Genomic DNA, 25143 nt, shown 5'->3' on the forward strand with positions numbered 1-25143 from the left:
CTATGAGAAAATTCTATTTATCTAAAAATTACAACGAAATAAACAGTGCTGGTAACAAGGCAAAAACTGACATAGAAACCATTCTCGCTAATCTTGGATACAAAAATGCAGGGTTAGCACAAACACATTATTCAAATAAAGTCATTGGATTTATAATGACTTTAATCGGTGTATTAAAAGTATTTTTTACTATCTCAAAAAACGACTGTATAGTACTTCAGTATCCTTTCAAAAAATATTACACATTCATTTGTCATATTACTCATGCTAAAGGGGGAAAAGTTATCACAATAATTCATGATCTTGGCACTTTCAGAAGAAAAAAAATATCTGCCAAAAAAGAAATTAAGCGATTAAATAATTCAGATTGTTTAGTCGCACATAATTGTAATATGAAAAATTGGTTACAGACCCAAAAGCTCAAAAAAACAATAATAGAACTAGAAATATTTGACTATCTATCCTCTTCTAAAAACAACAAAAATATAAAGATCAAAACCTCTCCAATCAGAGTAATATATGCAGGAAGTTTAGGTTACAAAAAAAATAAATTTCTGTATAAAATGGAGCATATTATATCTGAATGGCAATTTGAACTTTATGGCAATGGCTTTGATAACAATAAAATAACTAACAAAGAACATTTCAATTACAATGGATTCGTACCATCTGAACAACTTATTGAAGATGTGTGTGCTCATTTTGGATTAATATGGGATGGAGATAGTATTTCAATTTGTTCGGGCAATTATGGAGAATATTTAAAGATTAACAATCCTCACAAAGTATCTTTATATATCAAATGTAATCTCCCTTTAATCATATGGAAAGAAGCTGCTTTAGCTTCTTTTGTCACAAATAATCAAATAGGGATCTGCATTAACTCGTTGGATGAATTAGATTCTATATTACCCTCTATCTCAGCGGAGACCTATGATCAGATGAGAGAAAATATAAAAAATATCAATAAAAAAATATCATCCGGTTATTATCTTACTAAGGCTTTGACAGAAATAGAAAATAACATGAATAAACAAAATTAGTAGCCTGTCCGGTAATGGGTACAATTGTTCAGCTCGGCATAATCCGATTCTTTGAGGAACAGTATACCGTTTCTTGTTTAATGACTTGTCTAGAACAAAGTCTTTATATTATTTCTAATGCCATTGGATTGGTTCTTTTCGAGAAAATTCCCATATGCAAATTGTTTGATCGTATTAAAATTCTAATATAATCTGGTAATATTTCTCCAGACACTAGTGAAAGATTTTTTTAACTTTAAAAATCAAGGATTAGTTTGTCGAGTAATTCTCCTCTGCCATCTGTTTTGTATATCTTTTTATACATACGGGCACGCCCATTGCTGATAGCAGATGTAGAAAGACAAAGGATTTCTGCCATTCCAGTAGGAGTAATATTTGTTTTGATCAGATAACATATATGAAGTTCTTGTTCTGTTATTGGTGGATACAATGTTTTTATTCGATCTGTGAAATTATTATATGCTTTATCAATTTCGTGTCTTAAAATGTCCCAGTCTTCTTTATTAATTTTCGTCGAGTTATCTTCACAGGATGCTTCGTGAAATCGTTTGTATATAGATGAATTTTCAAAGGTGTTTTTTAATATTAGTGCTTCATATTTTTTTGCCTCTATTAAGTTGTTCGATAATATCAATATTTCTTTTTGAGCTTCCAATAGTTTTTTTTCGAATAAAGTTAATTGACTTTTTAAAGTTGGTATTTTTTGCAATTTTTTTTGAGCCTGGATCTGATAGCAACTCTTCTTCTCTTTTTCTTCATTTGCTTGTTGAAGCATTTTTTTTATTTCTATTATTTTTTTTCTATTCTTTTGTAGACACTCTTGGCTATATTTATGTTGTTCTTTTTTCTGCTGATCTAGTCTATTTGTTTGTTCTTTTGCAATGCGTTTTTGTTTTTTTGTATAGTTGATATAGAGAGCTGTAATCCCAACTATTAGTAGCAATGCAATAATCAGCAAATAAATGTATATCTGTGTCTCTTTGTTTTTTAACAATAATTGTTGATTCTCATGTTCGGTGTGCCGATAATTATAAAGAGATTGTATTTTACCAATGGCTTCTGTGCGAGTTGTTTTTTTGATAGAATCTTCTAGATCCAGGCTTTTCTGTACGTAATTAAAAGCAGATGAATAATAACTTTTTTGGGCTTCTATTGTTGCTAATGCTTTGTATATGGAACTTATCAAGTAAATGTTTTGATTCTTTTTTCCTTCTTTTAATGCTTCCAGATAGTAATATTGGGTTGAATCGAATTGGTTCGTTAATAAGTAAGCAGAACCTAATCCATATAAATAGATAGCATCATCTTTTTGTTCGGGGATGGAATAAAATAACTTCATTGCCTGAGAAGGTTTTCCTAAATCAAGATAAACATTTCCAAATTCTTTTGATATGGAATTGATTACCTTTTGATCATTAAAGTTAAGAGCTTTCTCATAGGCTTCCTGATAGTAATGTATTGTACTATCAGGTTGGCTCATAGATTCGTACATTCGTCCTTGATTTCGTAAAGCGTAGATAAGTCCTAACTCATCTTTTTGTTTTAGATAATAAATATACGATTTTTTATATACTTTCAAGGCATCCTCATACAATGACTGATAGGCAAATAAAGTCCCCATCTGTGTATGAATCTGAGCTAAAATAAGATATTGCTGGCTATTCCTTCCTGCATCAACTGCCTGTTGAAAAGCTGTTATCGCCTGTGGTATGTCTTTTATATCCCGGTAAATGGAGCCTAAATAATAATAAGCTTCCATTAATTTTTCTTTATCGCCAAAGGAGTCGTAAAAATGAACTATTTTTCTCATCAGCGAATCGGACTTATGTATAATATACATTTTGTCTTTAGCTTTAGTTGTAAGTAATCCGTGGTACATTTCTGTCTCTTCTGGCTCGTACCGGATGACGGAGTCGAGCGAAGAAAGATATGTAAGGGCACTATCCGGATTTTGCTCGATACAACGTATGGCCTTTTGCATTGCTTCGGGATAAGATACGTTTGGCGAACAGGAGAATAACAGATTTATTCCGGCTAAAAAGCAGACTATGAAAAAATGGTATTTCATATCTTTGCAAAGATAAAGAAAAGTATATGATATAAGCCATTCATGAGAATGATTTTTTCCTTTCCTTCGTGTATTTGTTCGTTGGCCGAATGCCTACACACTACCGGGAGCAGACTTACCGCTGTTTCAGCTTGGCGTAAAGGATATAGTTGTTATCATTTTCTGTGATGTCTGCTTGCACTTTGGTAAGGTGTTTCCGTAGCTGTTCAGAAAGGCGGTCGGATCGAAGGGCTTTTTCTAGCTGATCTGACAGTTCACCGGGATCTAGGCAAGTTGTGTAGCAGCCATCTTCCAATGCAAGGGGATTCTCCAAACGTTCTCCACCGAGAAAATCGTTTTCTATTGCATAGAAGGCTCCCTTCAATGTTTGCTTATCTACGATATAGTAGGCCGGAGCGTCATCTGCCAATCTTTGCTGAATATTCCCGTCTTTATCTTCGGTCGACTGCCACCATTGGCCCATGGCTTCCCCTACGAAATAGCCGGGAAGTTCGCCATACATATGTGGTTTCAGCGCATCACCCTTAAAATGGGCAGTGAAGCGGGGGATCAGCTTGCCTTTTTCAAGATTTACTTCGTAAAGCGAATCCAGCCGGGCATTCGGTAGCCAGAAGCTTAGATCTACATGCTTATCTTCATTTTGGTTTGAAACGACCGTCACACCCCGGAAGTCGAAGTCTAACCGTTCGGTAGGAAACTCGTGAATCAGGTTTCCATCTAAATCCTGCGTCCAGACGCACGAGGTGAAGTTTTTGGGTTGTGGTGAGGCGAGTACCAGCAACGTATCACCGCGCAATGCGAATTTTCCAACTACCCTTTCATGTGCCAACGGGATGGAGGGGCAGGCCTTTCCTTCGAAATCGTATGCCAACAGTTGACTGCCGAAAAAGGGCAACATGTAGATACGTTGGCTTGCCTCGTCGATCTTTGCGGCATATACCGACCGATACTCTCCGGGTCCCTGTCCGATGCTCCCGACATTCGCCAAATAGTTACCTTGTCTGTCGAAAAGCTTGAAAGGTGTATTTCCCGACATTCCCGTCATAATATAATTATCTGAAACATACGCATAGGGAGCGCCTGTCAGTGCTTCGTCTTTCCCGTCGAGTTTGATGATCTGAAGTTCTTCCGTAAAGTAACTTAGCGGAATTACCATCGTATCTTTCAGCAGCGCAGGATCCAACTCAATCATCTCTTCCCCGTCAATTAGTGTGCGTGTTGCTACTACCGGGGTTTCTTCTAAATAATTTATTTGTCCGGACTTATTGTCGCAGGCGAACAGGACCGTTATCATGGTTACCGCCGTCCATGTTTGAAATTTATTCTTCATCGTTTTGCCGTATTGATGTTTGTATTGTTGCTACGGGGTGCAATATACGACTTTTTAATGAATTACGATGTTATCGTATTACTTTTGTGTCTTCGTAATTGTGTAAGGGTTTTAATCAATCCTTACATGTGATATTTCTACTGCGCTTCTGTATTTAGTATTTTCTCTTTTATAAAAGCTTTGCTCCTGATTAATAGTTCTATATACCGTGCAACACCTCCGGTTACTGTATAAAAAGCCAGTAAATCTTTCGGAGTGAAAGATGGTGTAGTCAATATTACTGTAACTTTCGCTACAATAGTATAAATGTAGTTATAATATGCTTATTATGAAATAATTATAATGATATTTTTGAGGTAAACCGATCAGACTTTATTCACAGGCTTCTTTTGCCGGGGTATTATCATTATCTTTGTAGCCTTTATAATAACGCTCGTATGAAATACATCTGCTGTCTGATCTTGTTCTTTACTGTCCTTTTACCTTCCTGTCAGTGGGGACGGCAGGAGGCTTTCTTTCCGGATGAAGGTCTGGCTGAACGTCTGCTGCGGGAAAATCCGGACAGCCTGGCGATGATACTGGAAGAGCAGGTCATTCCGTCCGAACTCTCGGATAGCCTTCGGGCGGAATATGGCTGGTGGATCACCCGGCTGCATCAACGACAGGGACGGAATATGGTGAATGATTCGCTGATTCATTATACACTTCGTTGTTATGAGCAACAACAATCCCCTCGTCTGACAGAAGCATATATGTTAGCTGCTATGCAGGTGAACTATTCGGGAGATAAAAGGGAAGAGGCTAAAGAGTTTATTTCAAAAGGAATACAGATTGCAGCAAACAATAAAGATACCACTTTGCTGGTGGAGCTTGCTTCGACTCTGGGTTATCATGATCTGCTTCCGGGGAATCTTTCTCTGGTACCTGAAGACGTTAAGCACATTATATTCGATTATTATGCTGTAGATTCGTTGCAGATGATGTACTGTTTGTATGGTCTCGGTTGTTATTACGCTTCCCGGCAGGAACCGGACTCAATGGAGCATTGTATGATACAGGCACTTAAACTGGCGGAAGAGCTGCAGGCTGATAAAAGTTCGATTCTCCGTAATTATATAGACGGTTTGAATGCTTTTCACCAGAGTGAAAAGGCTTTGCCGCTGATGAGGAAGTTAGATCAGGAATATCCTCCGAAACATCTGCATGATAGTATTGTAAAGACTGCTACTTATGTATGTCTTTGGTTAAATCTGGGGAAGTTGGATTCTGCGGAGGTTTACCTGAAACAATTGGAACATTGTTGCGATTTAATCCCCCGGGATTATTACGGGAACGGATATCGTACCTCTTTTTTTTATGTGGAGAAACTGCTTCGTAGTGTTTATGATGTAAAGAAGAATAATGCTCTGAATATCATTGCTGTCTATGATTTTTGTGAAAAGGTGGCATCGGTGGAAAGAAGGAATGTGGCAATAGAAAAAGAGCGGTTGTTTGTGCAGAACCAACTGGAACGGAGAAATCTGAATCTGAAGATTCAAAAAGACCGGAACCACCGCCTGGCTCTTTATATCCTGTCGGCAGCCGCTTGCCTGATTTTCTTCCTGGCTTATTTATACCAACGTAAATTATTGAAGAAGGAACGTTTTATCCGGCAGATGAAAGAACAGATGCGACTGCACCAGATTGCATTAAGCGAAAAGGAACAGCTGATCCGGCAAAATGAGGAGGCGATCGAACAATTGTCAGCCCGTCAGTCAGAGCAGGAAGAAATAGTCGAACAGCAATTGAACGACCGGCTCTCTGAAATTGAACGGATCCGTCAGGAGAATGAGCTATTGAACCGGGAAAAGAAGCAGTTGCAACAGGAAATGACCCGATATGCTCAGAATATCCCGGAAAAAAACGTTGAAATGGATTCGTATGAGCGGATGGTCATACAAAACCAAGCGCTTACAACCAGCACGAAACAATTGTCTCTTCAGGTTATCTTGCAATATAAAGAGTTGGAACGTTTGTACAAAGGAGAAGTCCGTAATCTGTCGGATATAGACTGGCCTGCCGTTTATAAATTGATAGATAAGATATTTAATAATTACACCCGGCGGCTTCGCGCTTCTTTCCCGTTGCTGACGGAAGAAGATATCCAGTGCTGCTGCCTGATTAAATTACAACTGTCCACTTCGGCTATTGCCCGGTTGTATAGTATTGCTCCCTCTTCTGTCACCAAACGGAAACAACGTATAAAGGAGCGGATTAATCAGGGGAAAAACGAGTTGATCGGGAAGGATCAACCGGCCGATGTCTATCTGTGGGGATTTTGATGGGGTGATTTGTCCACTTGAAAAATACAGACTCTGTTATTTGCTTGTTTATTAGGTGTTTAACTGTGCATAATTGTACAGGTATCCGGTATTCTTTGTCCACATGGAATTTAAGGTTGTCTACTGCGGAGGCTCTACCTTTGCCTTCAGATAATCACTCAAATTCTATGTTATATGAAAAGAATATATCTATTTATTTTAGGTGCTGTTCTGTCAGTCAGTCTATGTTATGCGCAAAAGATAAAGGTCTCCGGAATGGTGACAGATGGAAACACGGATGCTTCTGTTAAATTTGCCAATGTCGTGTTGCAAACGCTCGATTCAACTTTTATCATAGGTGTATCGACTGATACGAAGGGACGTTTTCAGTTGGAAAAAATAGAAACAGGCAGTTATCGTCTGATTATTTCCGCTATTGGGTATACAGATAATATAACCGATCTGAACGGCCTTTCCAAGTCAGTTGATTTGGGAAAACTAACATTGAATGAAGCTGCGGAACAACTCGATGAGGTGACAGTTACAGCCGCCAATATTGTCAACCGGGCGGATCGTAAGATCGTATTTCCCAATAAACAACAGCTGGCAGCCTCTACAAATGGGGTGAATTTGCTTCAGGCCCTGATGTTGCCGCGCATTCAGGTGAATCCGATGACAAGGGATATCAGTGTTTCCGGTGGTGGCTCCGTACAGCTTTGTTTGAATGGAGCGAAAGTGGATGCAAAGGATATTTCCGCATTACAGCCGAACGATATCATACGTATTGAATATCTGGAGAATCCCGGCTTGCGTTACGGAGATGCCGAAGCTGTATTGAATTATATCACCCGCCGGTACGAAACGGGTGGCTCCGTCAGCCTGGATATGATGAATTCCCCGCATGTAGTATTCCATAATGATGAAATATCAGCCAAGCTGAATCATAAGAAATCGGAGTTTGGTCTGAGTTATTATGCCAGTCCGCGTGACTTTTACAAATGTTGGCGCACGAACGAAGAATCTTTCCTCTTTGAAGATGGTACTTCCCTGCATCGGTATGAAAAAGGGCAGCCCGGACATTTTCAGGAACTGAATCATGGCGGTTCTTTCACCTATAATTATCAAGAACCGGATAAATACCTGCTGAATGCAAAGCTGGGTTACTGGGGGTATCTGCAACCGCATACGGATTACAGAAGTGAGTTGTATAACGTTGAGTATCCGGACCATGTAACGGATATGCGGGACAACAATAACACATACACACATCGTCCGTATGTTGATTTATATTATCAGCAGAACCTGAAGCATAAACAGTTTCTGGCGCTCAACCTGGTCGGAACATATATCTACACTGACTCCAAGCGTACTTATCAGGAAAAGCAGAACGATCTGTTGCTGACCGATATCTACTCCGGTGTAAAAGGGAATAAATATTCCGTGATTGGTGAAGGTATTTATGAAAAGGGCTTTGAAAAAGGCCGGTTAAGTGCAGGACTGAAACATTCACAAGCTTTTTCGGAGAACACCTATGATGGAAATGTGACATATAAAACGGAGATGAAACAGTCGGATACCTATTTATATACCGAGTTTCAGGGCAAATGGCAAAAGCTCAATTATTCGTTGGGTGTGGGCGTTACCCGTTCATGGCTGAAACAGGAAGGGGAAGATGGTTATCAGACCTATACGTTCTGGCCTCGTTTTTCTTTCCGTTATGCTTTCTCTGATAATTTTTATGCGCGCCTGAATGGCAGCCTGGCGAACAATCCGCCGGCACTGTCGGAGTTGAGTGCTGTCGAGCAGCTGATCGATTCGATGCAGATACAGCGGGGAAATCCGGATCTGAATCCGTACAACCGTTACCAGGCTGATTTGTATATGGAATACCGGAAGGGGAAAGTCTCTGTCGGCTTGTCTTCCCGTTATCGGAATGCTCCGAAAGCGATAATGGAATCTACTTTTATTGAGGATGGCATGTTTATTCATACTTATGAAAATCAGGATGGTTTTCAGTCCTTGAATGGCGAGTTGAACCTGCGGGCCGGTATGTTATGGAATATCCTGCAATTTTCTCTCAGCGGAGGCGTGAACCGTTACTGGAGTGATGGGAAAGATTATCGGCATACCTATACGAACTGGTATTATCGTGCAGAGATAATGGGGCAGTATAAACATTTGACGGCTATGTTCAGTATTTACAACCGCCGGAATAGTTTCTGGGGAGAGAAAATGTCGAGCGGAGAGAATCTTCATATGCTGATGGTCCGGTATAATTATAAACAGTTCTCAGTTGGAGCCGGTATGATCAATCCTTTTGCCAATAACTATAAACGGATTTATGAAAACTGGAATAAGTATGTTTCCTCGTACAAGGAGAATTATATCAATGAAAGCTCTCATGCCTTTTTCCTGACCTTTGCCTGGAATTTCCGGTTCGGTCGTAAATACCAGAGTGACGGGAAGAAGATATATAACCAGGATAATGATTCGGGAATAATGAATGCCGGCAAATAAATGATTGTCTGGTAGCTTGCCGGCTGTTATTCCTGTTCGTATCAGTTACATCTGCAAAACCTGTTCGCCCCGCAGGTACAGGTTGGTCCGCCATCACCATTGAGTATTTCGTCGGTATAGAAATCATACATCTTGGTCTTGATCTGATTACATATCCGGCGAAATTCGCTTTCAATGAATTCGGGAGTTCCCTGGGCTCTTGAAGGATCATAAAAGCCGATATGCAGGCGCTGCCTTACTTTCCCATTGAAGACCGGGCAATTTTCGTTTGCTTCACCGCAAACGGTAATAACATAGTCCCAGGGTTCGTTCAGATATTCATGGATCGATTTGGGCGTGTGATGACTGATGTCGATCCCTGAGGACTTCATTGTCTTGATTGCCAGCGGATTTACTTCTCTGGCAGGCTCTGTCCCGGCTGAACAAACATTCAGATTTTTATCGAAAGACTGTAACCATCCTTGTGCCATCTGGCTGCGGCAACTATTGCCTGTGCATACTATTAATATTTTCACGTCTTGAAATGTATATGTTTTCCAAAGAAACAAAGATAGGCTGATTCTTGTTCATTCTGCTAGTTTTCTGATTTGGAATAATATTTTTTTAATACAATATCTATTTCTATCTTTTTTAAAATAATACGTTAAAATAGATTATTAATGGAATAATTCTATATTTTTGCCTGTATTACCGGAAAATCTTCAAATGGATATAGTAAACTTACATATACAAAATGATAAGAAGTCTGACTTTTCGAGAGTATATTCTATATACTTTCCAAAGTTGGTACGTTTTGCCCGTGAGTTCGTTTTGTCTACAGAAGATGCAGAAAATATTATACAAGACATTTTTATTTATCTATGGGAACGCCAGGAGCTACTGAATACATTGACAAACTTGAACGCCTTCCTGTTTACGTTGGTAAAAAACAAATGTATAGACCAGTTAAGGCAGCAAAAACTTCTTGAGCGCAGGAAAGAAGAATTCAAAACTGTTTTCGATAAGGAGATACAACTTAAGATATATGCTTTACAGCAATTTGACGAAAACGCGCTTTCAAATGAAGATATAGAAATTATATTGAATAATGCGATAAACTCTTTGCCGGAGAAATGTCGCGAGATCTTTATCCTCAGTCGGATGGAAGGACTGAAAAACAGGGAGATTGCTGAAAAGCTGAATATATCTACAAAAACAGTCGAGAATCAAATGACGACCGCGATCCGGAAACTGAGAGTTGAGCTGAAGGATTATCTTCCCTTATTTATATTTATTATCTAGTATTTATCTCACCGAGTTCATTTTTTTCAATTTTCATGTAGGGGTGTTTTTTATTTATTTCGTTATAAGTTAAAACAACTCATTCTTTTTTATGGAAGAACAACTATATAAATACCTGACAGACGAAACAACTGTTACTGAAAAAGACAAACTCTTTGACCAAATCAATGCCAGTGAGAAGAGCAGGCAGGAATATGCCCGGTTACAGGTACTGACTGCCTTGTCATCTATGGCCTCTCAGAGAGGAGATGAGGAATGGAGTTCTCGAAAGATGCATGAGTTGTATGAAAAAGTAAACAGGAAGAAATACCGGAATCTTATTTTTAATATGTTGAGATATGCTTCAGTGATTCTTTTAGCTGTAGCTGGAACCTGGTTGATGACGAAGTATGGAACAGGGTCAGGACAATCTTTCCATACACAGGTGGATGTTCCGGCCGGTCAACGTGTTCACATAACATTGGCGGATGGAACAAAGGTGTGGCTTAGTCCACGGACAAAAGTTATTGTACCCAATGAGTTTAATAAGGATAATCGTATTATAGAACTAGATGGGGAGGGGTATTTTTCTGTCTGTAAAGATCCCCAAAGACCGTTTATTGTCAAGACACAGAAATATGATGTTAAAGTGTTGGGTACAAAATTCAATGTTTTTGCCTATTCGGAATCTCCCCGGTTTGAAACGGATTTGGTTGAAGGCTCAGTACATGTCTACAACAGGGAAAATCAGGATGATAGTATGATACTTAAGCCCAATGAAAAAGCTTATTTGGAAAATAATTGCCTTGTCAAAATATCTCACGTCTTTGACAATGAGGAATATCTTAAGAATGGAATATTTAGATTTGCGGGTGTTCCGTTTTCTGAGATATTGAATTACCTTTCTTTATGGTATAATGTAAAATTTGAATTAAACCGGGCTACGAATCTGGATCGTAAAGTTTCAGGTAAGTTTCGTCAGAGTGATGAAATTGAATATATATTGAAAGCTCTCCAGGGAGTACATAAATTCAAATTCAGAATTCATGAGAATGATAACCGGATAGAGATTTATTAATATGTTTCACCATTAAAAACACATATAGCCTATGAGATAAGAAAAATTATTCCTGAGGAATAGTAAAAAGGGACAGATGGTGGTACATCTGTCCCTGAAAGTAATACTATTTCTTTTTTGAACTCTGATAAAAACAGTATAAACTTTAAATTAGAAGCAAAGTTATGAAAAAAAACTTATTGCTATTATTCAACGTATGCAAAGATATTGAAATAAAGCATTTTATTCGTATTATGAGATTATCCATCTTTTTAGTTCTCGTTGCCGTATTCTGTTCCCATGCAACGACCTCCAACTCCCAGAATGTGCGGGTTACAATCAACGAAAAGACAGTTTCTTTGGATAAACTGATCACAGAAATAGAGAAACAGACAAACTACCTTTTCATTTATGGCGAGAATGATATTGATTTGAACCTGATGGTAAAAGTGAATGCAAAGAACAAGACGATTTCTGAGGTTTTGGACAATGCATTGAAGAATTTGGGTATTTCCTATGAATTTGCCAATAATTATATTTCTTTACGAAGTGTAGGCAATTCAAAGGCTCTGTCAGAACCCCAACAGATGAAAAAAGTATCCGGAGTAATAACCGATTCAAACGGGGAACCGATTATTGGGGTCAACATCCTTGTTAAAGGAACGGTTAATGGAACAACAACAGATTTGGATGGCAACTACACGTTGGATGTACCATCTAACGCTGTACTCTCAATTTCTTATATAGGCTACCTGACACAGGAGATCCCTGTAAAAGATAAAACAATTATCAATGTGACAATGAAAGAGGATACAAAAAGCCTCGAAGAAGTAGTGGTAATCGGTTATGGTAGCGTCAAAAAAAGTAATTTGACCGGTGCGATCACGCAGGTAAAAGCTGAGGATTTGCCTCAGGCGGGCAATATGTCTTTGGGACAGATGTTGACCGGAAAGGCTGCCGGTATGCAAGTGTCGTTACAAAGCGCACAGCCCGGTGGCGGTGTTTGGATGCAGATTCGTGGCAATGCGTCCGGCGGTGCAGGAAATAGCGGTCCTCTCTATGTGATTGACGGTTTTCCTATCTCGACAGAGAGTATGGAACCTGGAAGTGGTAACAGATATAGTTCCGGCAATAAGTCACCTTTGAATAATCTCAATCCGGCGGATATCGCTTCTATTGAAATTCTGAAAGATGCTTCTGCGACAGCTATCTATGGAGCTCGGGCTGCTAATGGCGTTGTATTGATCACGACTAAACGCGGTAAAGAAGGTGAAAAACCAAAAGTAGAATATTCCGGTTCTGTTTCTTTTCAGAAAAGAGTCAAACAGATAGATATGCTTGATGCTCAAGGATTCATGACAGAAACAAACCGGGTTCTTTATGAAGACTATTTGTCTGATAATAAGATTGGCCCTTATGGAAGCACGGATCCGTCAACAGTAGCACCTTTTAGTCCGAAATATTCAGCGGATCAGATAGCCAATGCTCAGACAACAGACTGGTTGGGAGCAGTGGAAAGAAACGGTGTCATCACACAGCATAATTTGTCTTTGACCGGAGGGACGGATAAGACATCTTATTATATTTCCGGAAATTATTATGATCATCAGGGAGTAGTTAAGAATAATGGCATTCAGCGTTATTCAGGTCGAGCCAACTTTGATCAGAAATTAGGGAAATATATTAAAACAGGCATTAACTTCAATGCCAGCCAGGTAAAGAGCGATAATGTACCGTTGGGAGATGGAGGAAATGAAAATGCCGGAGTTATCAGGGCTGCTATGAATGCTAATCCCTCTATTCCTATTTATGATGAAGAAGGTAATTATACGTTAGATCCGGACCAGCCTTATTTGGCAAATGCTGTATCTCTGTTGGATATGACTGATGAAAGTACGATTAATCAATTATTAGGGAACTTCTATTTGATTCTTACACCGTTTGAAGGATTGGATTTAAAAATGAATGCCGGTTTCCAACAAGAAAAAGGCGAACGTAATACGTATGTGCCTAAAACCACATTATATGGCCAGAAAGCTGGAGGTGAAGCATCTAAATCGTATTCTAACCGTTCAAGCAAGTTGTTTGATCTGACTGCTTCTTATGCGAAGACATTCAATGAGGTACATAATTTCTCTGCAATGGCCGGTTATTCTTATCAACATTTTTCTTCCAATGGTTTTAATGCGGGTAATAGCCGTTTTATCACGGATGCTTTTAAATGGAATAACCTGGCAGCCGGTGAAAATACGAAACCGTCTGTCGGCTCGTATGGTAGTGAAGAGGTATTAGGGTCTGTTTTTGCTCGTGTAAATTATAATTATGCCGATCGTTATCTGATCTCTGCCACTATGCGTGGTGACGCTTCTTCAAAGTTTGCAGAGAATCATAAGTGGGGCTATTTTCCGTCTGTGGCTTTGGCATGGCGTATGGTCAATGAACAATTCATGCAGGAACAGGATCTTATTTCCGATTTGAAATGGCGTGTCAGTCTAGGACAGACTGGTAACTCTAATATCGGAAATAATGCATTGGCTCTGTATTCGACGGGTTATAATTATAATTTCGGCGACCAGCAATCTGTAGGTGTAGCACAAAGCCAGTTGGCAAATCCGAATTTGAAGTGGGAAACAACTACGGAATTGAATGTCGGTCTTGATTTCGGCTTTTTCCAAAATCGGATTACCGGTTCTATGGAGTTCTTTACTCGCCGTGTGGATGATTTGTTGGATGAAAAAGTATTGATGCAATATAATCCGATAAGCAAAGTGATGGCCAATATCGGAGCGAAAGGTAGTAAAGGTTTCGAATTGGGAATCAATACCCGTAACTTGATCGGTGAGTTTACTTGGTCGACTGACGTTGTCTTTTCTTTGTATCGTGACCGTTGGTTGGAAAGAAATCCTCAATGGAAGAAAGCGATCTATGAAAGCGAGAAAGACATGTTGAATCCGTATTATCTGTATATATCCGACGGTTTGGTACAGCCGGAAGACATGAATCCGGATGGTACTTGCAAATTACCCCATATGCCTAATGCTAAACCGGGTATGATTAAATATAAAGACTTGAATGGACGTGATGAAAACGGAAACCTGAAGGAAGGGCCGGACGGTAAACTGGATGATGCCGATATCATTTACCTGGGAACGAAAACATCTAAATTTTATTTGGGTTTTGGTAATACATTTGCATATAAAGGTTTTGACCTGAATATATTCTTCTATGGTTATTTCGGCAGACAATTGGAAAATCCAGCTTATGACTGGTATTTGAAACGTTCTTGGTTCTTGAAAAATGGAGTGAACATGGCTGTTGCTGTAAAAGATCGTTGGACGCATGATAATCCGACAGGCAAATATCCTTCCAGCATCATGAATCCGTACGACCGGAGTTCTGATTTCTGGTTGGAGAATGCGAATTTCCTTCGTTGTAAGAATATTACGTTGGGATATACGTTGCCTAAAATCAAGAATCTGGATAAGGTTATACAGAATCTTCGTGTTTACGGGGATGTACAGAATCCGTTCGTTATTACGAAGTATAGCGGTGTAGACCCTGAAATGGATAGCATGGCAGCTTATCCGACTCAATTGACTGTTTCATTTGGCGTTGATATAACTTTCTGATAAATATAGATTATGAAGACTTATTTTAAAAATACAATATCATTGTTGGCTGTTTGTACTTTGGGGCTGACCTCTTGTTTGGATTTGGATCCTGTAGTGAATGACAAGATTATTCCGGAAAATTATTTTCAGAATGAAGATGATGCACGGGCCGCTGTTACGGCTATATATAATCCGTTTGTAGCAGGATGGGGCGGTAGTATATTCAGTGCCCATGTCGCCAGTTATTTTATGGAATCCAATCTGGTTACAGACGAAATGGGATTACAGCGGAACGACCTGGAGGTGGTGGAACGTTTCTTATGGTCCTCTACGGAGGGGAACGTGACGAAACATTATACTAACTTTATAAAACATGTCAGCAGGGCAACTCTTTTGATGGATGATCTGCAACGTACTCCGATGAATGAAACCCGTAAACAGGAGCTGATAGCGGAAGTACAGTGTGCTCGTGGCCAGTATATGTTTATGTTATATGATTTTTATGGAACGGCGGGAGTTGTAATGGACCCGGAAATATTACGTAATCCGGAGAATGAAGTGATCCTGGAACGCCTTCCCAAAGAAGAATTCGTTAGGTTGATAGAGAATGACCTGAAAAGTGCGGCTTCAGTATTGCCTTCGACTTACGCATCAAACGATTGGGGACGCTTTACTAAAGGAGCAGCTTATGCCATATTGGTGAAGTTGTATATGCAAGAAAAACGTTGGCAGGAAGCAGAAGCCACTTGTCGAGAGATTTTGAAGCTGGGATATAGCTTACAGCCAAGTTATTCTTCCGTTTTCTCTGTTGAAAATGCTAAAAATAATGAAATCATATGGGCTATACCTTGTCTTTCAGAAGGGGGGGAAGGAAATATGTGGATGACGCACATTGCACCTCCGGGATATCCCCTGAAAAACGATAAAATACAACGTTGGTATGTTCATAACACTCCCTGGTGTTTTTATGATAAATATGAAAAGGGGGATGATCGCTTGAATTCTTTGGTTGGAGAGTTTAAATATTTGCCGGAAGGGGCTACGGATTCAGTGTTAGCGACTCGTGATAATTATCAATATCTTGAAAAGGGAGCTCTTCCTTTCAAATATCCTGAAGATCCGAAACAGACAACCGAATATTCAGGCAATGATGTGGTGGTTCATCGTTATTCGGATGTGTTACTGGAATTAGCCGAAGCTATCAATGAACAAAATGGACCTACACAGGAAGCTATTTCTTATGTGGAGCAGGTTCGTGTCCGGGTAGGCTTACCTAATTCAATACCAGCAGTAGCCACAGCTAGCAAAGATGCATTCCGTGATTTCATTTTAGATGAGAGAGGGAGAGAGTTATTTTGTGAAGGACATCGTCGCAGGGATTTGATACGTCATGGAAAACTGATTTCTACGGCTCATGAAGAAGGCTATACATCAGCACAACCACATATGGAATTATTCCCTATTCCACAAAATATCATAGATGAATCTCAGGGAAAAATAAAACAAAATCCGGGATACTGATTTATTGGAAGTAAAAAACAATAATAATCCATCAAATAGGCAACTATTTGCTATTTTTCAGTAGTGAAGGTTACTTTTATTTTGTAATTTAGAAACTGTTTTGAATTTACTGTTTGGTTTCCTTAATAGAAAGAATAGAACAAAAGATAAATTCAAAACAGTTTTTTTAGTTATTCAGATTGTAATTCTAATGATCGAAATGAAACATTTATTCTTATTTCTATTCTTGTTTTTATCGTCTTCCGGATTATATGCCGGGAATAAGGTCCTTTTTGAAATAGGCAAGCAGGATAATTCAGCTGCCGAGTTTGCTTTGTATCCTGATAACTATAATAGTTTTTTGGCTAATTTCGGAGGGGAGAAATCTTTTTATGTCGGTTATTCGTCGGCCGGTAAGCATTGGCCTTATGTTTTGCCGGGACCACTGGATAGCTGGGCTGGCGGCGGATATTGGGCCGGGTTCCATCCCCGCCATTTCCCTGCTGTGTTTTTTAATCTGGATAAGGTCTCTGCTCAGGGAGAATGTTTCCTGACTTTTTTCTTTACCGGGGTGCATAACAGCCATCCTGTGAAGATACGGGTGGAGATAAACGGTAACCGGTTTGAGGAAGAGTTGAACGGAGAAAACTCAGGAGAGTTACTTACGAATAAGGAGACCGGAAAGGCGAAAGAAATAAAAATACAGTTTCCTGCTGCGTGGCTTACTGCCGGGATGAATAAAATCCAGTTGGGAACAATTAAAGGAACCTGGGCGATTTTTGATTGTATCCGTTTGGAAACACCGGCCGGCATCCGGCTGGGGAAAGCCTCTTCTTCCCTGATACGTTCTGTCAAAGCAGCTCCGTTTGAATACCGGAAAGAAAACGGGGAACGTATGCAACCGGTCCTGGTGGATATGAACCAGTTTGACCATTCTCGGGAACTGACGTTCCGGATAGAGGGATGCCAGCCGATTTCGCGTATGATTGAAACGGGGGAGAGTATCCAGGAGATATGGATGCCTGCTGCTAAGACCAATGACAAACAGGAAACTTTGCAGTTCACGATTCAGGATGGCAAGGAGATTGTTTATAAAGGAGAAATTACCCGTAGCCGGCAGCCTCTTCATTCTTATTCGGATGATGTCGACCTGCTGATGGGTACCGGTAATTCACGCTGGATGTTCAAACCCGGACCGAGTCTCCCGCTGAGTATGGTGCAGATCGCCCCTGATAACCAGGATGAGATATGGAAAGCCGGATATGAATATACGATTGAAAATATCATGGGCTTCAATCATTTCAGCGACTGGACCATGACCGGATTCCTGATGCAGCCTACCTGTGGGGAACTGAAAGTAAATCCCGGACGGGAGGATTTTCCCGATGAAGGTTATCGTTCGCGTATCGATAAGGCTTCCGAAAAAGCTGAAATAGGCAGATATTCCGTTTATATGACCGACACAAAGATTAAGGCGGAGATTACAGCAACGCGTCGTGCAGCCTTGCAACGATATATTTTCCCGGCCAGGGAAGATGCCCGGATTCTGATCGATATGTTTACTCCCAACGAGTATCCGCATAATCTGGTGAATGCGCATATCACGAAAGTGAATGATACTGAGATAGAAGGATATGCGACTTATTACAATGCTTTTACCGGTTATACGTTGGAGCAGAGTTATACGTTATATTTTGTCCTTCAATTTAGTAAGCCTTTTGACTCGATGGGGGGATGGGTGAACGAAGGTGTTAAACCGGTAACCGGTTATATCCCTGGATGGAATAGGAATCACGAGTTTGAGACTCCTGCTGAAATAAAACAGAATATCACGCAGATAGATGGCAAAGGTGATGTCGGTATATTCCTAAATTATAAGACGAAGGAGAATGAAGAGATTCTTGTCCGCTCGGGTGTTTCTCTGGTTGATATGGCTGGGGCACGGAATAACCTGAAACAGGAACTGGCTGATCCGTTTGGTTGGGATTTTGAGAAAGTCGTGGATAACGCCCGTTCTGTCTGGGACGAATATCTGGGCAGGATAGCGATTGAAACAGATGATTACCTGCAAAAGAAAAAATTCTATACGAATCTTTATCGTGCCCTGGCAGCTAAAGCAACCTGGAGCGATGCGGATGGTCGTTTTGTAGATGAAGACGAGCGGATCAGGCAGTTGGAGAAACCGGATGATTGTATTGTCAGTGGTGAATACTGGAATACGTTTTGGAATAACCAGCAGTTGTTTAACTTGATTACCCCTGAAATATCCAGCCAATGGGCTCGTTCGGCTATTCAGTTATATCAGAATAGCGGATGGTTCAATACGGACCCTGCCGGAATCGAACATACCGGTGTTATGGTTGCCATGCATCCGATCTCTCAGATTCTGGGAGCCTGGCAAAGTGGTATACGTGACTTTGACCTGAATATCGCGTATGATGGTTTGAAAAAGATGATGACGACACCTCCTCAGAAATACGAAGGCGGTGGAACTGTTGGTGTTGAGAATTTAGTTCCCTATATGGAATACGGATATATTCCGGCAGGAAAAGGTACCGTTTCCAATACGATGGAATATGCTTACGATGACTGGTGTCTGGGGCAAATGGCTAAAATACTGGGAAAGAAAGACGATTTTCATTTCTTCGACAAACGGTCTGACAGCTGGTATAACCTGTTTGATGCCGAGTCCGGTTTTATCCGTCCGAAAGATGAACATGGAAAATGGGTGGAACCTTTCGATCCGTATCATACTCCCGGATTTACGGAAGGGAATGCTTTCAACTATTCCTGGTTTGTTCCTCATAACCCGGAGAAGTTAATTCGTGAGGTTGGTAAGGAACGTTTTGTCGACCGATTGGATAAAGCCATGGAGCAGTCTGCTCATGCCAACTTTAATGCGGCAGGAGATAATTTCTCTGCTTTTCCAATCAATCATGGAAATGAGACTTCTATGGAAGTGGCCTATCTTTTTAACTGGGCAGGTGCTCCCCATTTGACACAGAAATGGATACGGGCTATACAGGAACAGTATTACGGGACTACCCCTTATGACGCTTATCCGGGTGATGAGGACCTGGGGCAGATGAGCAGTTGGTTCGTTATGAGTGGCATTGGTCTGTTCCAGATGGAAGGAGGTTGTTCGGAAAAGCCTTTCTATGAACTGGCATCCCCCCGTTATCCGAAAATAACGATTCGCCTGGACGGTAAGTATGGCCGGGGAAAAACTTTTGTGGTCGAAGCTCCCGGTGCATCTAAGGAAAATAAATACATTCAATCAGTGACTTTGAACGGAAAGCCGGTGAATAGTTTTAAAATATCACAGGAAGATGTCTTGAAAGGAGGAAAGCTCGTAGTAAAGATGGGAAAGGAAGCAAAGGTTTCACACCATTGATACAGTAGTACTGAAAGTAATAGCATAATAGTGTTAGGATGGCTGACACTATTATGCTATTATTTTACCACAGGCATGCTACTGATTGAGGATAATTATTATCCCGGAATAATTTTATACCCCGCTGCCGTCAGCGTATATTGTATTTGGTCGATATGTTCCTGGTTACGTGTTTCCATTTCCAGGCGGAGATAGCAGCCGTTGATGTCGGCAGTATGGCTAACTCGTTCGTGATGGACGGATACCACATTGGCTCCGGTGCGGGCAATAATTTCAGAAACGTGCTGTAACTGTCCGGGCTTGTCGACCAGTTCGATTGTCATGGTGTAGGACCGGCCGGATTTCTGCAAACCGCGTCCGATAACGCGAGACAGGATCGTTACGTCGATATTTCCTCCCGATACCAGGCAGATCGCTTTTTTACCTTTTATGGGAACTTTATTGAACATGGCTGCCGCTACGGCTACTGCACCTGCTCCCTCGGCGATTAATTTGTGCTGTTCGATCAGGGCCAGGATAGCGGTTGAAATCTCATCGTCGTTGACTGTAACGATTTCATCCACATACTTTTTACAATATTCAAATGTATGTTCACCCGGTTCTTTTACGGCTATACCGTCGGCGATGGTACGGACGAATCCCATCCGTTCGATTTTATTGTGCTCGATGGAGTTCAGCATGCTTGGTGCACCACTGGCCTGTACGCCGTATATTTTTACATTCGGATTCAGATGTTTGATTGCAAAGGCGACGCCGGAGATAAGTCCCCCGCCGCCTATCGGAACGATTACGGCATCCAGGTCGGGCAACTGTTCCAACAATTCCAATCCGATAGTCCCTTGTCCGGCAATAACGTCTTCGTCATCAAAAGGATGAACAAACGTATATCCTTTTTCATCTCTCAGCTTCAGGGCTTTCTGGTAAGCGTCGTCGTACACGCCTTCGACCAGGCAGACATCGGCACCGTACCATTTGGTTGCCTCGATCTTGGAGATCGGTGCATTGTCCGGCAGGCAGATCAGTGACTTGATGCCATGGGTGGTGGCAGCCAGGGCGACGCCCTGTGCATGATTACCGGCAGAACAGGCTACGACGCCTTTGGCCTTCTCTTCTTCTGTCAGTTGGGCGATTTTGAAGCAGGCACCGCGGACTTTGAATGATCCCGTGATCTGTAAGTTCTCCGGTTTCAGATAGATATGAGAATCCGGATTGATGTTGGGCGCACTGATCAGGTCGGTGCGACGGATAACCGTTTTCAGGGCAAAAGATGCCTGATAAATCTTATCGAGTGTGAGCATTACGCTAAATTTTTGAGGAGACAAATATAGGGAGAATTCAGATATCTCACCGAAACAATAATGCTTTTTTATTATCTCGCTAATATTTCGTATATTTACACGCTGGAATTTACTTTCTGGCAGAGGCTGAAAAAAGAAGATAGAGCACCATATAAGTATATGAAACCAGAGGATATTGAAGATTTCACAGAAGAAAACGAGAACGAGGAAATAGAACAGACGAATATAAACTCACAACAGGAAAGCGGTGAGCAGTCTGACGCTACTACACATTCGGAATATAAAATACCCGGGAAGGGTGAAGGGCGTATATCCTATCATCTGTCGGGGATGTACCAGGATTGGTTTTTGGATTATGCTTCGTACGTGATCCTGGAACGTGCAGTGCCGCATATCAATGACGGTCTGAAACCGGTGCAGCGTCGTATTCTTCATTCGATGAGGCGTTTGGATGACGGGCGATATAATAAAGTCGCTAATATTGTAGGCCATACCATGCAATTCCACCCGCACGGGGATCAATCTATCGGCGATGCCCTGGTGCAACTGGGACAGAAAGACTTGCTGATCGACTGCCAGGGGAACTGGGGTAATATCCTGACGGGTGACGGTGCCGCTGCTCCCCGTTATATCGAAGCACGTCTTTCCAAATTTGCTCTTGAAACAGTCTTTAATCCGAAGACTACCCTTTGGCAGCTTTCTTACGACGGACGTAATAAAGAACCGGTTACTCTTCCTGTGAAATTCCCTTTGCTGCTAGCTCAGGGTGTGGAAGGGATCGCTGTGGGACTTTCTTCCAAAATATTGCCGCATAACTTCAATGAATTGCTGGATGCTTCAATCGCTTATCTGAAAGACGAAGACTTTGCTTTGTATCCTGATTTTCAGACAGGAGGTTATGTCGATGTCTCCAAATATAATGACGGTGAGCGTGGCGGTTCGGTGAAAGTCCGTTCTAAAATCACGAAACTGGATAACAAAACATTGGTTATCAGTGAAATTCCATACGGAAGAACGACTTCCTCCGTGATCGAATCTATCTTGAAGGCAAACGATAAAGGGAAGATCAAGATCAAGAAAGTGGACGATAATACAGCGAAAGATGTAGAGATCCTGGTGCATCTGGCTCCGGGTGTATCGTCAGACAAAACGATCGATGCCTTGTATGCTTTTACGGACTGTGAGATCAGCATTTCGCCTAACTGTTGTGTGATCATGGACAACAAACCTCACTTCCTCAAAGTGAGCGACGTGTTGCGCCATTCGACAGACGATACGCTGCATCTGTTGCGTACTGAATTACAGATACAGAAAGCCGAGCAGGAAGAAACACTCTTCTTCGCTTCCCTCGAAAAGATATTTATTGAAGAACGTATTTATAAGGATGCAGAGTTTGAAAACTCGAAGGATATGGATGAGGCCGTGGCTCATATCGACCTGCGCCTGACTCCGTTCAAGCCTGATTTTATCCGTGAAGTAACCCGTGAAGATATCCTCAAGCTGATGGAGATCAAGATGGGACGTATCCTTAAATTCAACTCGGAAAAGAGCAATGCATTGATTGCCCAGATTCGCGAAGAGATCGAGCGTATCAATCATCATCTGGATAATATCGTAGACTATACGATCAACTGGTTTACCATGTTGAAGGAAAAATATGGCAAGAATTATCCGCGTATGACCGAAGTCCGCAACTTCGACACGATCGAAGCAACGAAGGTGGTGGAAGCAAACGAAAAGCTCTATATCAACCGTGCGGAAGGTTTCATGGGAATGAGCCTCAAGAAAGATGAATATGTTTGTAACTGTTCGGATATAGACGATATCATCCTGTTCTATCGTAACGGAACTTATAAGATAGTGAAGGTCAGCGATAAGATGTTTGTCGGGAAAGATGTTTTGTATGTGAACGTATTCAAACGTAACGATACCCGCACTATTTACAATGTTATTTACCGCGATGGAAAAGTCGGCTATAACTACATCAAACGCTTTGCCGTCACCGGTGTGACACGTGATAAGGAGTATGACGTGACGAAAGGAACGGAGGGCTCGCGAGTATTATATTTCAGTGCGAACCCCAATGGGGAAGCTGAAACGGTTAAAGTGATCCTTAAACCGAAACCCCGCCAGAAACTGCTTGTGTTTGAAAAGGATTTCAGCGAGATCGCCATTAAGGGACGTGGCTCGATGGGAAATATCCTGACAAAGGCGGATGTGCATAAGATCAGCCTGAAACAGAAGGGTAGTTCTACGTTGGGAGGACGCCAGGTTTGGTTCGACTGGGATGTGCTGCGCCTGAACTATGACGGTCGCGGTGACGAACTGGGCGAATTCCAGAGCGATGACCTGATCCTGGTAGTTTTACGCAACGGCGATTTCTATACGACGAACTTTGATCTGAGCAATCACTACGACGACAATATACAGATTATAGAGAAATTCAACTCGAATAAAGTCTGGACGGCCGCTTTATATGATGCCGACCAGAAATATCCGTATCTGAAACGTTTCGTGCTGGAAGCCGGTAGCAAGAAGCAGAACTTCCTGGGTGAGAATCCGAAGAGCCGCCTGATGTTGCTTACCGATGAGGTTTATCCCCGTATTGAGGTGGTATTTGGTGGTCATGACGCTTTCCGCGAGCCTCTTGTACTGGATGCGGAAGAGTTTATCGCAGTGAAAGGCTTCAAAGCGAAAGGCAAACGTATCTCTACCTTTGAGGTGGAAACGGTCAACGAGCTTGAACCAACCCGCTTCGCTCCTGCGGAACAGCCAGGAGATACGAGTGGAGAAGGTAATCCGGATAATGACGATACCGGGCAAACAGAGAGTGATTCGGATATTATAGACGAAATAACCGGGCAGATGAAGCTGTTTGATGAATAGCCTATGAAGACGTTGGCCTCTCTGATGATTTTGTCTTTTTGTCTGGTGTTTCCGCTTGCGGCCCAGACAGACAAAAATGTGGAAGATGAAATTCCGCGATCGGTCAATGAGGCGACGATGATAGGAATAGGCGGTTACAATGTAATGGATACCTACCTGACTCCCGGGATAGAAACGAAATATACGGGATGGGGTGTACGGATACAGAATGAACGGATGAAGATTGTCCGGCTGGCGGATTATAAGGTATCGCGCCAGCAGTTTCTCAATGTTGAGTTTGCATCTACCCGGAATGCAGCGGACGTGGCAACCGATTATGTGGGTTTTGTGGACTATTCGCTTGGATATCATTACCGCTTTACCAACCTGTTGCCGAATCTGAAAGTCCTGACAGGACTTTCAGGTCGTTTGTCGGGTGGTTTTATTTATAATACACGTAACACGAACAATCCGGCTTCGGGCAAGGCTGATCTGGATGTGAACTTCTCGGCAATGGGGATTTATGGTTTTAAGTTTGGAAATTATCCGGTGACTTTCCGTTACCAGATGGAAATACCGTTTGTCGGTGCCCTGTTTGCCATCCATAAAGGTCAACCTTATTATTATCTCAGCCAGGGAGACCGTAGCGGCGTGATAAAGTTCAGTTCGCTTCATAATAAGTTCGCCATGAGGAATTATTTTACCTTCGACTTTCCGATCGCAAATTTTACGGTGAGGGCCGGCTATCTGAACAGCATGTACCGGACAGATGTGAACGGGATTAAGACGCATGTTTTATCTAATTCCTTTATGATCGGCCTGGTGAAGGAGTTTTATTCCTTCGGAGGGAAACGCCTGAAACAGAAGCATAAGTACAGCAGTGCCTACTATTGAAAGTGA

14 protein-coding genes are annotated in these 25143 nt (G+C 41.4%); 10 read left to right on the forward strand and 4 right to left on the reverse strand.

Going from position 1 to position 25143, the window contains the following annotated elements; translation table 11 throughout:
- The first annotated feature begins 2 nt into the window (after positions 1–2).
- The gene (locus NBH14_RS12585; protein ID WP_186959515.1) at positions 3–1043 is read left to right on the forward strand and encodes a glycosyltransferase; all 1041 of its coding nucleotides are present in this window, start codon (positions 3–5) and stop codon (positions 1041–1043) included.
- Positions 1044–1278: 235 nt separating this feature from the next.
- On the opposite strand, the gene NBH14_RS12590 is transcribed toward NBH14_RS12585, so the two are convergent.
- Positions 1279–2853, reverse strand: a complete 1575-nt coding sequence (locus NBH14_RS12590) for a hypothetical protein (RefSeq protein WP_186959516.1) — start codon at positions 2851–2853, stop codon at positions 1279–1281.
- 373 nt (positions 2854–3226) lie between these two features.
- Positions 3227–4441: a DUF4934 domain-containing protein gene (locus tag NBH14_RS12595; protein ID WP_186959517.1), complete on the reverse strand. Its 1215-nt coding sequence runs from the start codon at positions 4439–4441 to the stop codon at positions 3227–3229.
- A 437-nt stretch (positions 4442–4878) separates the two neighbouring features.
- Between NBH14_RS12595 and NBH14_RS12600 the strand changes: the two genes are divergently transcribed.
- Both NBH14_RS12600 and NBH14_RS12605 read left to right on the forward strand, forming a co-directional pair.
- The gene (locus NBH14_RS12600; protein ID WP_186959518.1) at positions 4879–6762 is read left to right on the forward strand and encodes a hypothetical protein; all 1884 of its coding nucleotides are present in this window, start codon (positions 4879–4881) and stop codon (positions 6760–6762) included.
- Positions 6763–6936: 174 nt separating this feature from the next.
- Positions 6937–9258 carry a TonB-dependent receptor gene (locus NBH14_RS12605; protein WP_250817487.1) on the forward strand — a complete coding sequence of 774 codons (2322 nt, stop codon included), beginning with the start codon at positions 6937–6939 and terminating at the stop codon, positions 9256–9258.
- Positions 9259–9299: 41 nt separating this feature from the next.
- On the opposite strand, the gene NBH14_RS12610 is transcribed toward NBH14_RS12605, so the two are convergent.
- A complete protein-coding gene (locus tag NBH14_RS12610) occupies positions 9300–9773 on the reverse strand; it encodes an arsenate reductase ArsC (RefSeq protein WP_186959519.1) in 474 nt (157 codons plus the stop codon).
- 190 nt (positions 9774–9963) lie between these two features.
- Between NBH14_RS12610 and NBH14_RS12615 the strand changes: the two genes are divergently transcribed.
- The 5 genes from NBH14_RS12615 (at position 9964) to NBH14_RS12635 (ending at position 20080) form a co-directional block, all read left to right on the forward strand.
- Positions 9964–10539 carry an RNA polymerase sigma-70 factor gene (locus NBH14_RS12615; protein WP_186959520.1) on the forward strand — a complete coding sequence of 192 codons (576 nt, stop codon included), beginning with the start codon at positions 9964–9966 and terminating at the stop codon, positions 10537–10539.
- 91 nt (positions 10540–10630) lie between these two features.
- Entirely contained in the window at positions 10631–11596 is a 966-nt protein-coding gene (locus tag NBH14_RS12620) for a FecR family protein (protein WP_186959521.1), read from the forward strand.
- A gap of 164 nt (positions 11597–11760) precedes the next feature.
- Positions 11761–15204 carry a TonB-dependent receptor gene (locus NBH14_RS12625; protein WP_250817489.1) on the forward strand — a complete coding sequence of 1148 codons (3444 nt, stop codon included), beginning with the start codon at positions 11761–11763 and terminating at the stop codon, positions 15202–15204.
- Between the two features lie 12 nt (positions 15205–15216).
- Positions 15217–16707, forward strand: a complete 1491-nt coding sequence (locus tag NBH14_RS12630; RefSeq protein ID WP_186959523.1) for a RagB/SusD family nutrient uptake outer membrane protein — start codon at positions 15217–15219, stop codon at positions 16705–16707.
- Positions 16708–16906: 199 nt separating this feature from the next.
- Positions 16907–20080, forward strand: coding sequence for a glycoside hydrolase family 92 protein (locus NBH14_RS12635; protein ID WP_186959524.1), 3174 nt, complete (start codon positions 16907–16909; stop codon positions 20078–20080).
- 98 nt (positions 20081–20178) lie between these two features.
- Here NBH14_RS12635 and ilvA read toward each other — a convergent pair whose 3' ends face one another.
- Positions 20179–21378, reverse strand: coding sequence for a threonine ammonia-lyase (gene ilvA, locus NBH14_RS12640; protein WP_009860208.1), 1200 nt, complete (start codon positions 21376–21378; stop codon positions 20179–20181).
- A 159-nt stretch (positions 21379–21537) separates the two neighbouring features.
- Between ilvA and NBH14_RS12645 the strand changes: the two genes are divergently transcribed.
- Together NBH14_RS12645 and NBH14_RS12650 are read left to right on the forward strand one after the other, a co-directional pair.
- Positions 21538–24264, forward strand: a complete 2727-nt coding sequence (locus NBH14_RS12645; protein WP_186959525.1) for a DNA gyrase/topoisomerase IV subunit A — start codon at positions 21538–21540, stop codon at positions 24262–24264.
- Between the two features lie 3 nt (positions 24265–24267).
- Positions 24268–25137, forward strand: coding sequence for a DUF3316 domain-containing protein (locus NBH14_RS12650; protein WP_186959526.1), 870 nt, complete (start codon positions 24268–24270; stop codon positions 25135–25137).
- Positions 25138–25143 lie beyond the last annotated feature (6 nt).

The organism is Parabacteroides caecihominis (genome assembly GCF_023656785.1).
Taxonomy (GTDB): Bacteria; Bacteroidota; Bacteroidia; order Bacteroidales; family Tannerellaceae; genus Parabacteroides; species Parabacteroides segnis.

Coding starts and splice junctions, on each gene's coding strand:
- NBH14_RS12590 (WP_186959516.1), bottom strand. CDS start 2,853: ATGAGAAAAATAGTTCATTTTTACGACTCCTTTGGCGATAAAGAAAAA.
- NBH14_RS12645 (WP_186959525.1), top strand. CDS start 21,538: ATGAAACCAGAGGATATTGAAGATTTCACAGAAGAAAACGAGAACGAG.
- NBH14_RS12625 (WP_250817489.1), top strand. CDS start 11,761: ATGAAAAAAAACTTATTGCTATTATTCAACGTATGCAAAGATATTGAA.
- NBH14_RS12620 (WP_186959521.1), top strand. CDS start 10,631: ATGGAAGAACAACTATATAAATACCTGACAGACGAAACAACTGTTACT.
- ilvA (WP_009860208.1), bottom strand. CDS start 21,378: ATGCTCACACTCGATAAGATTTATCAGGCATCTTTTGCCCTGAAAACG.
- NBH14_RS12595 (WP_186959517.1), bottom strand. CDS start 4,441: ATGAAGAATAAATTTCAAACATGGACGGCGGTAACCATGATAACGGTC.
- NBH14_RS12615 (WP_186959520.1), top strand. CDS start 9,964: ATGGATATAGTAAACTTACATATACAAAATGATAAGAAGTCTGACTTT.
- NBH14_RS12605 (WP_250817487.1), top strand. CDS start 6,937: ATGAAAAGAATATATCTATTTATTTTAGGTGCTGTTCTGTCAGTCAGT.
- NBH14_RS12630 (WP_186959523.1), top strand. CDS start 15,217: ATGAAGACTTATTTTAAAAATACAATATCATTGTTGGCTGTTTGTACT.
- NBH14_RS12600 (WP_186959518.1), top strand. CDS start 4,879: ATGAAATACATCTGCTGTCTGATCTTGTTCTTTACTGTCCTTTTACCT.
- NBH14_RS12585 (WP_186959515.1), top strand. CDS start 3: ATGAGAAAATTCTATTTATCTAAAAATTACAACGAAATAAACAGTGCT.
- NBH14_RS12635 (WP_186959524.1), top strand. CDS start 16,907: ATGAAACATTTATTCTTATTTCTATTCTTGTTTTTATCGTCTTCCGGA.
- NBH14_RS12650 (WP_186959526.1), top strand. CDS start 24,268: ATGAAGACGTTGGCCTCTCTGATGATTTTGTCTTTTTGTCTGGTGTTT.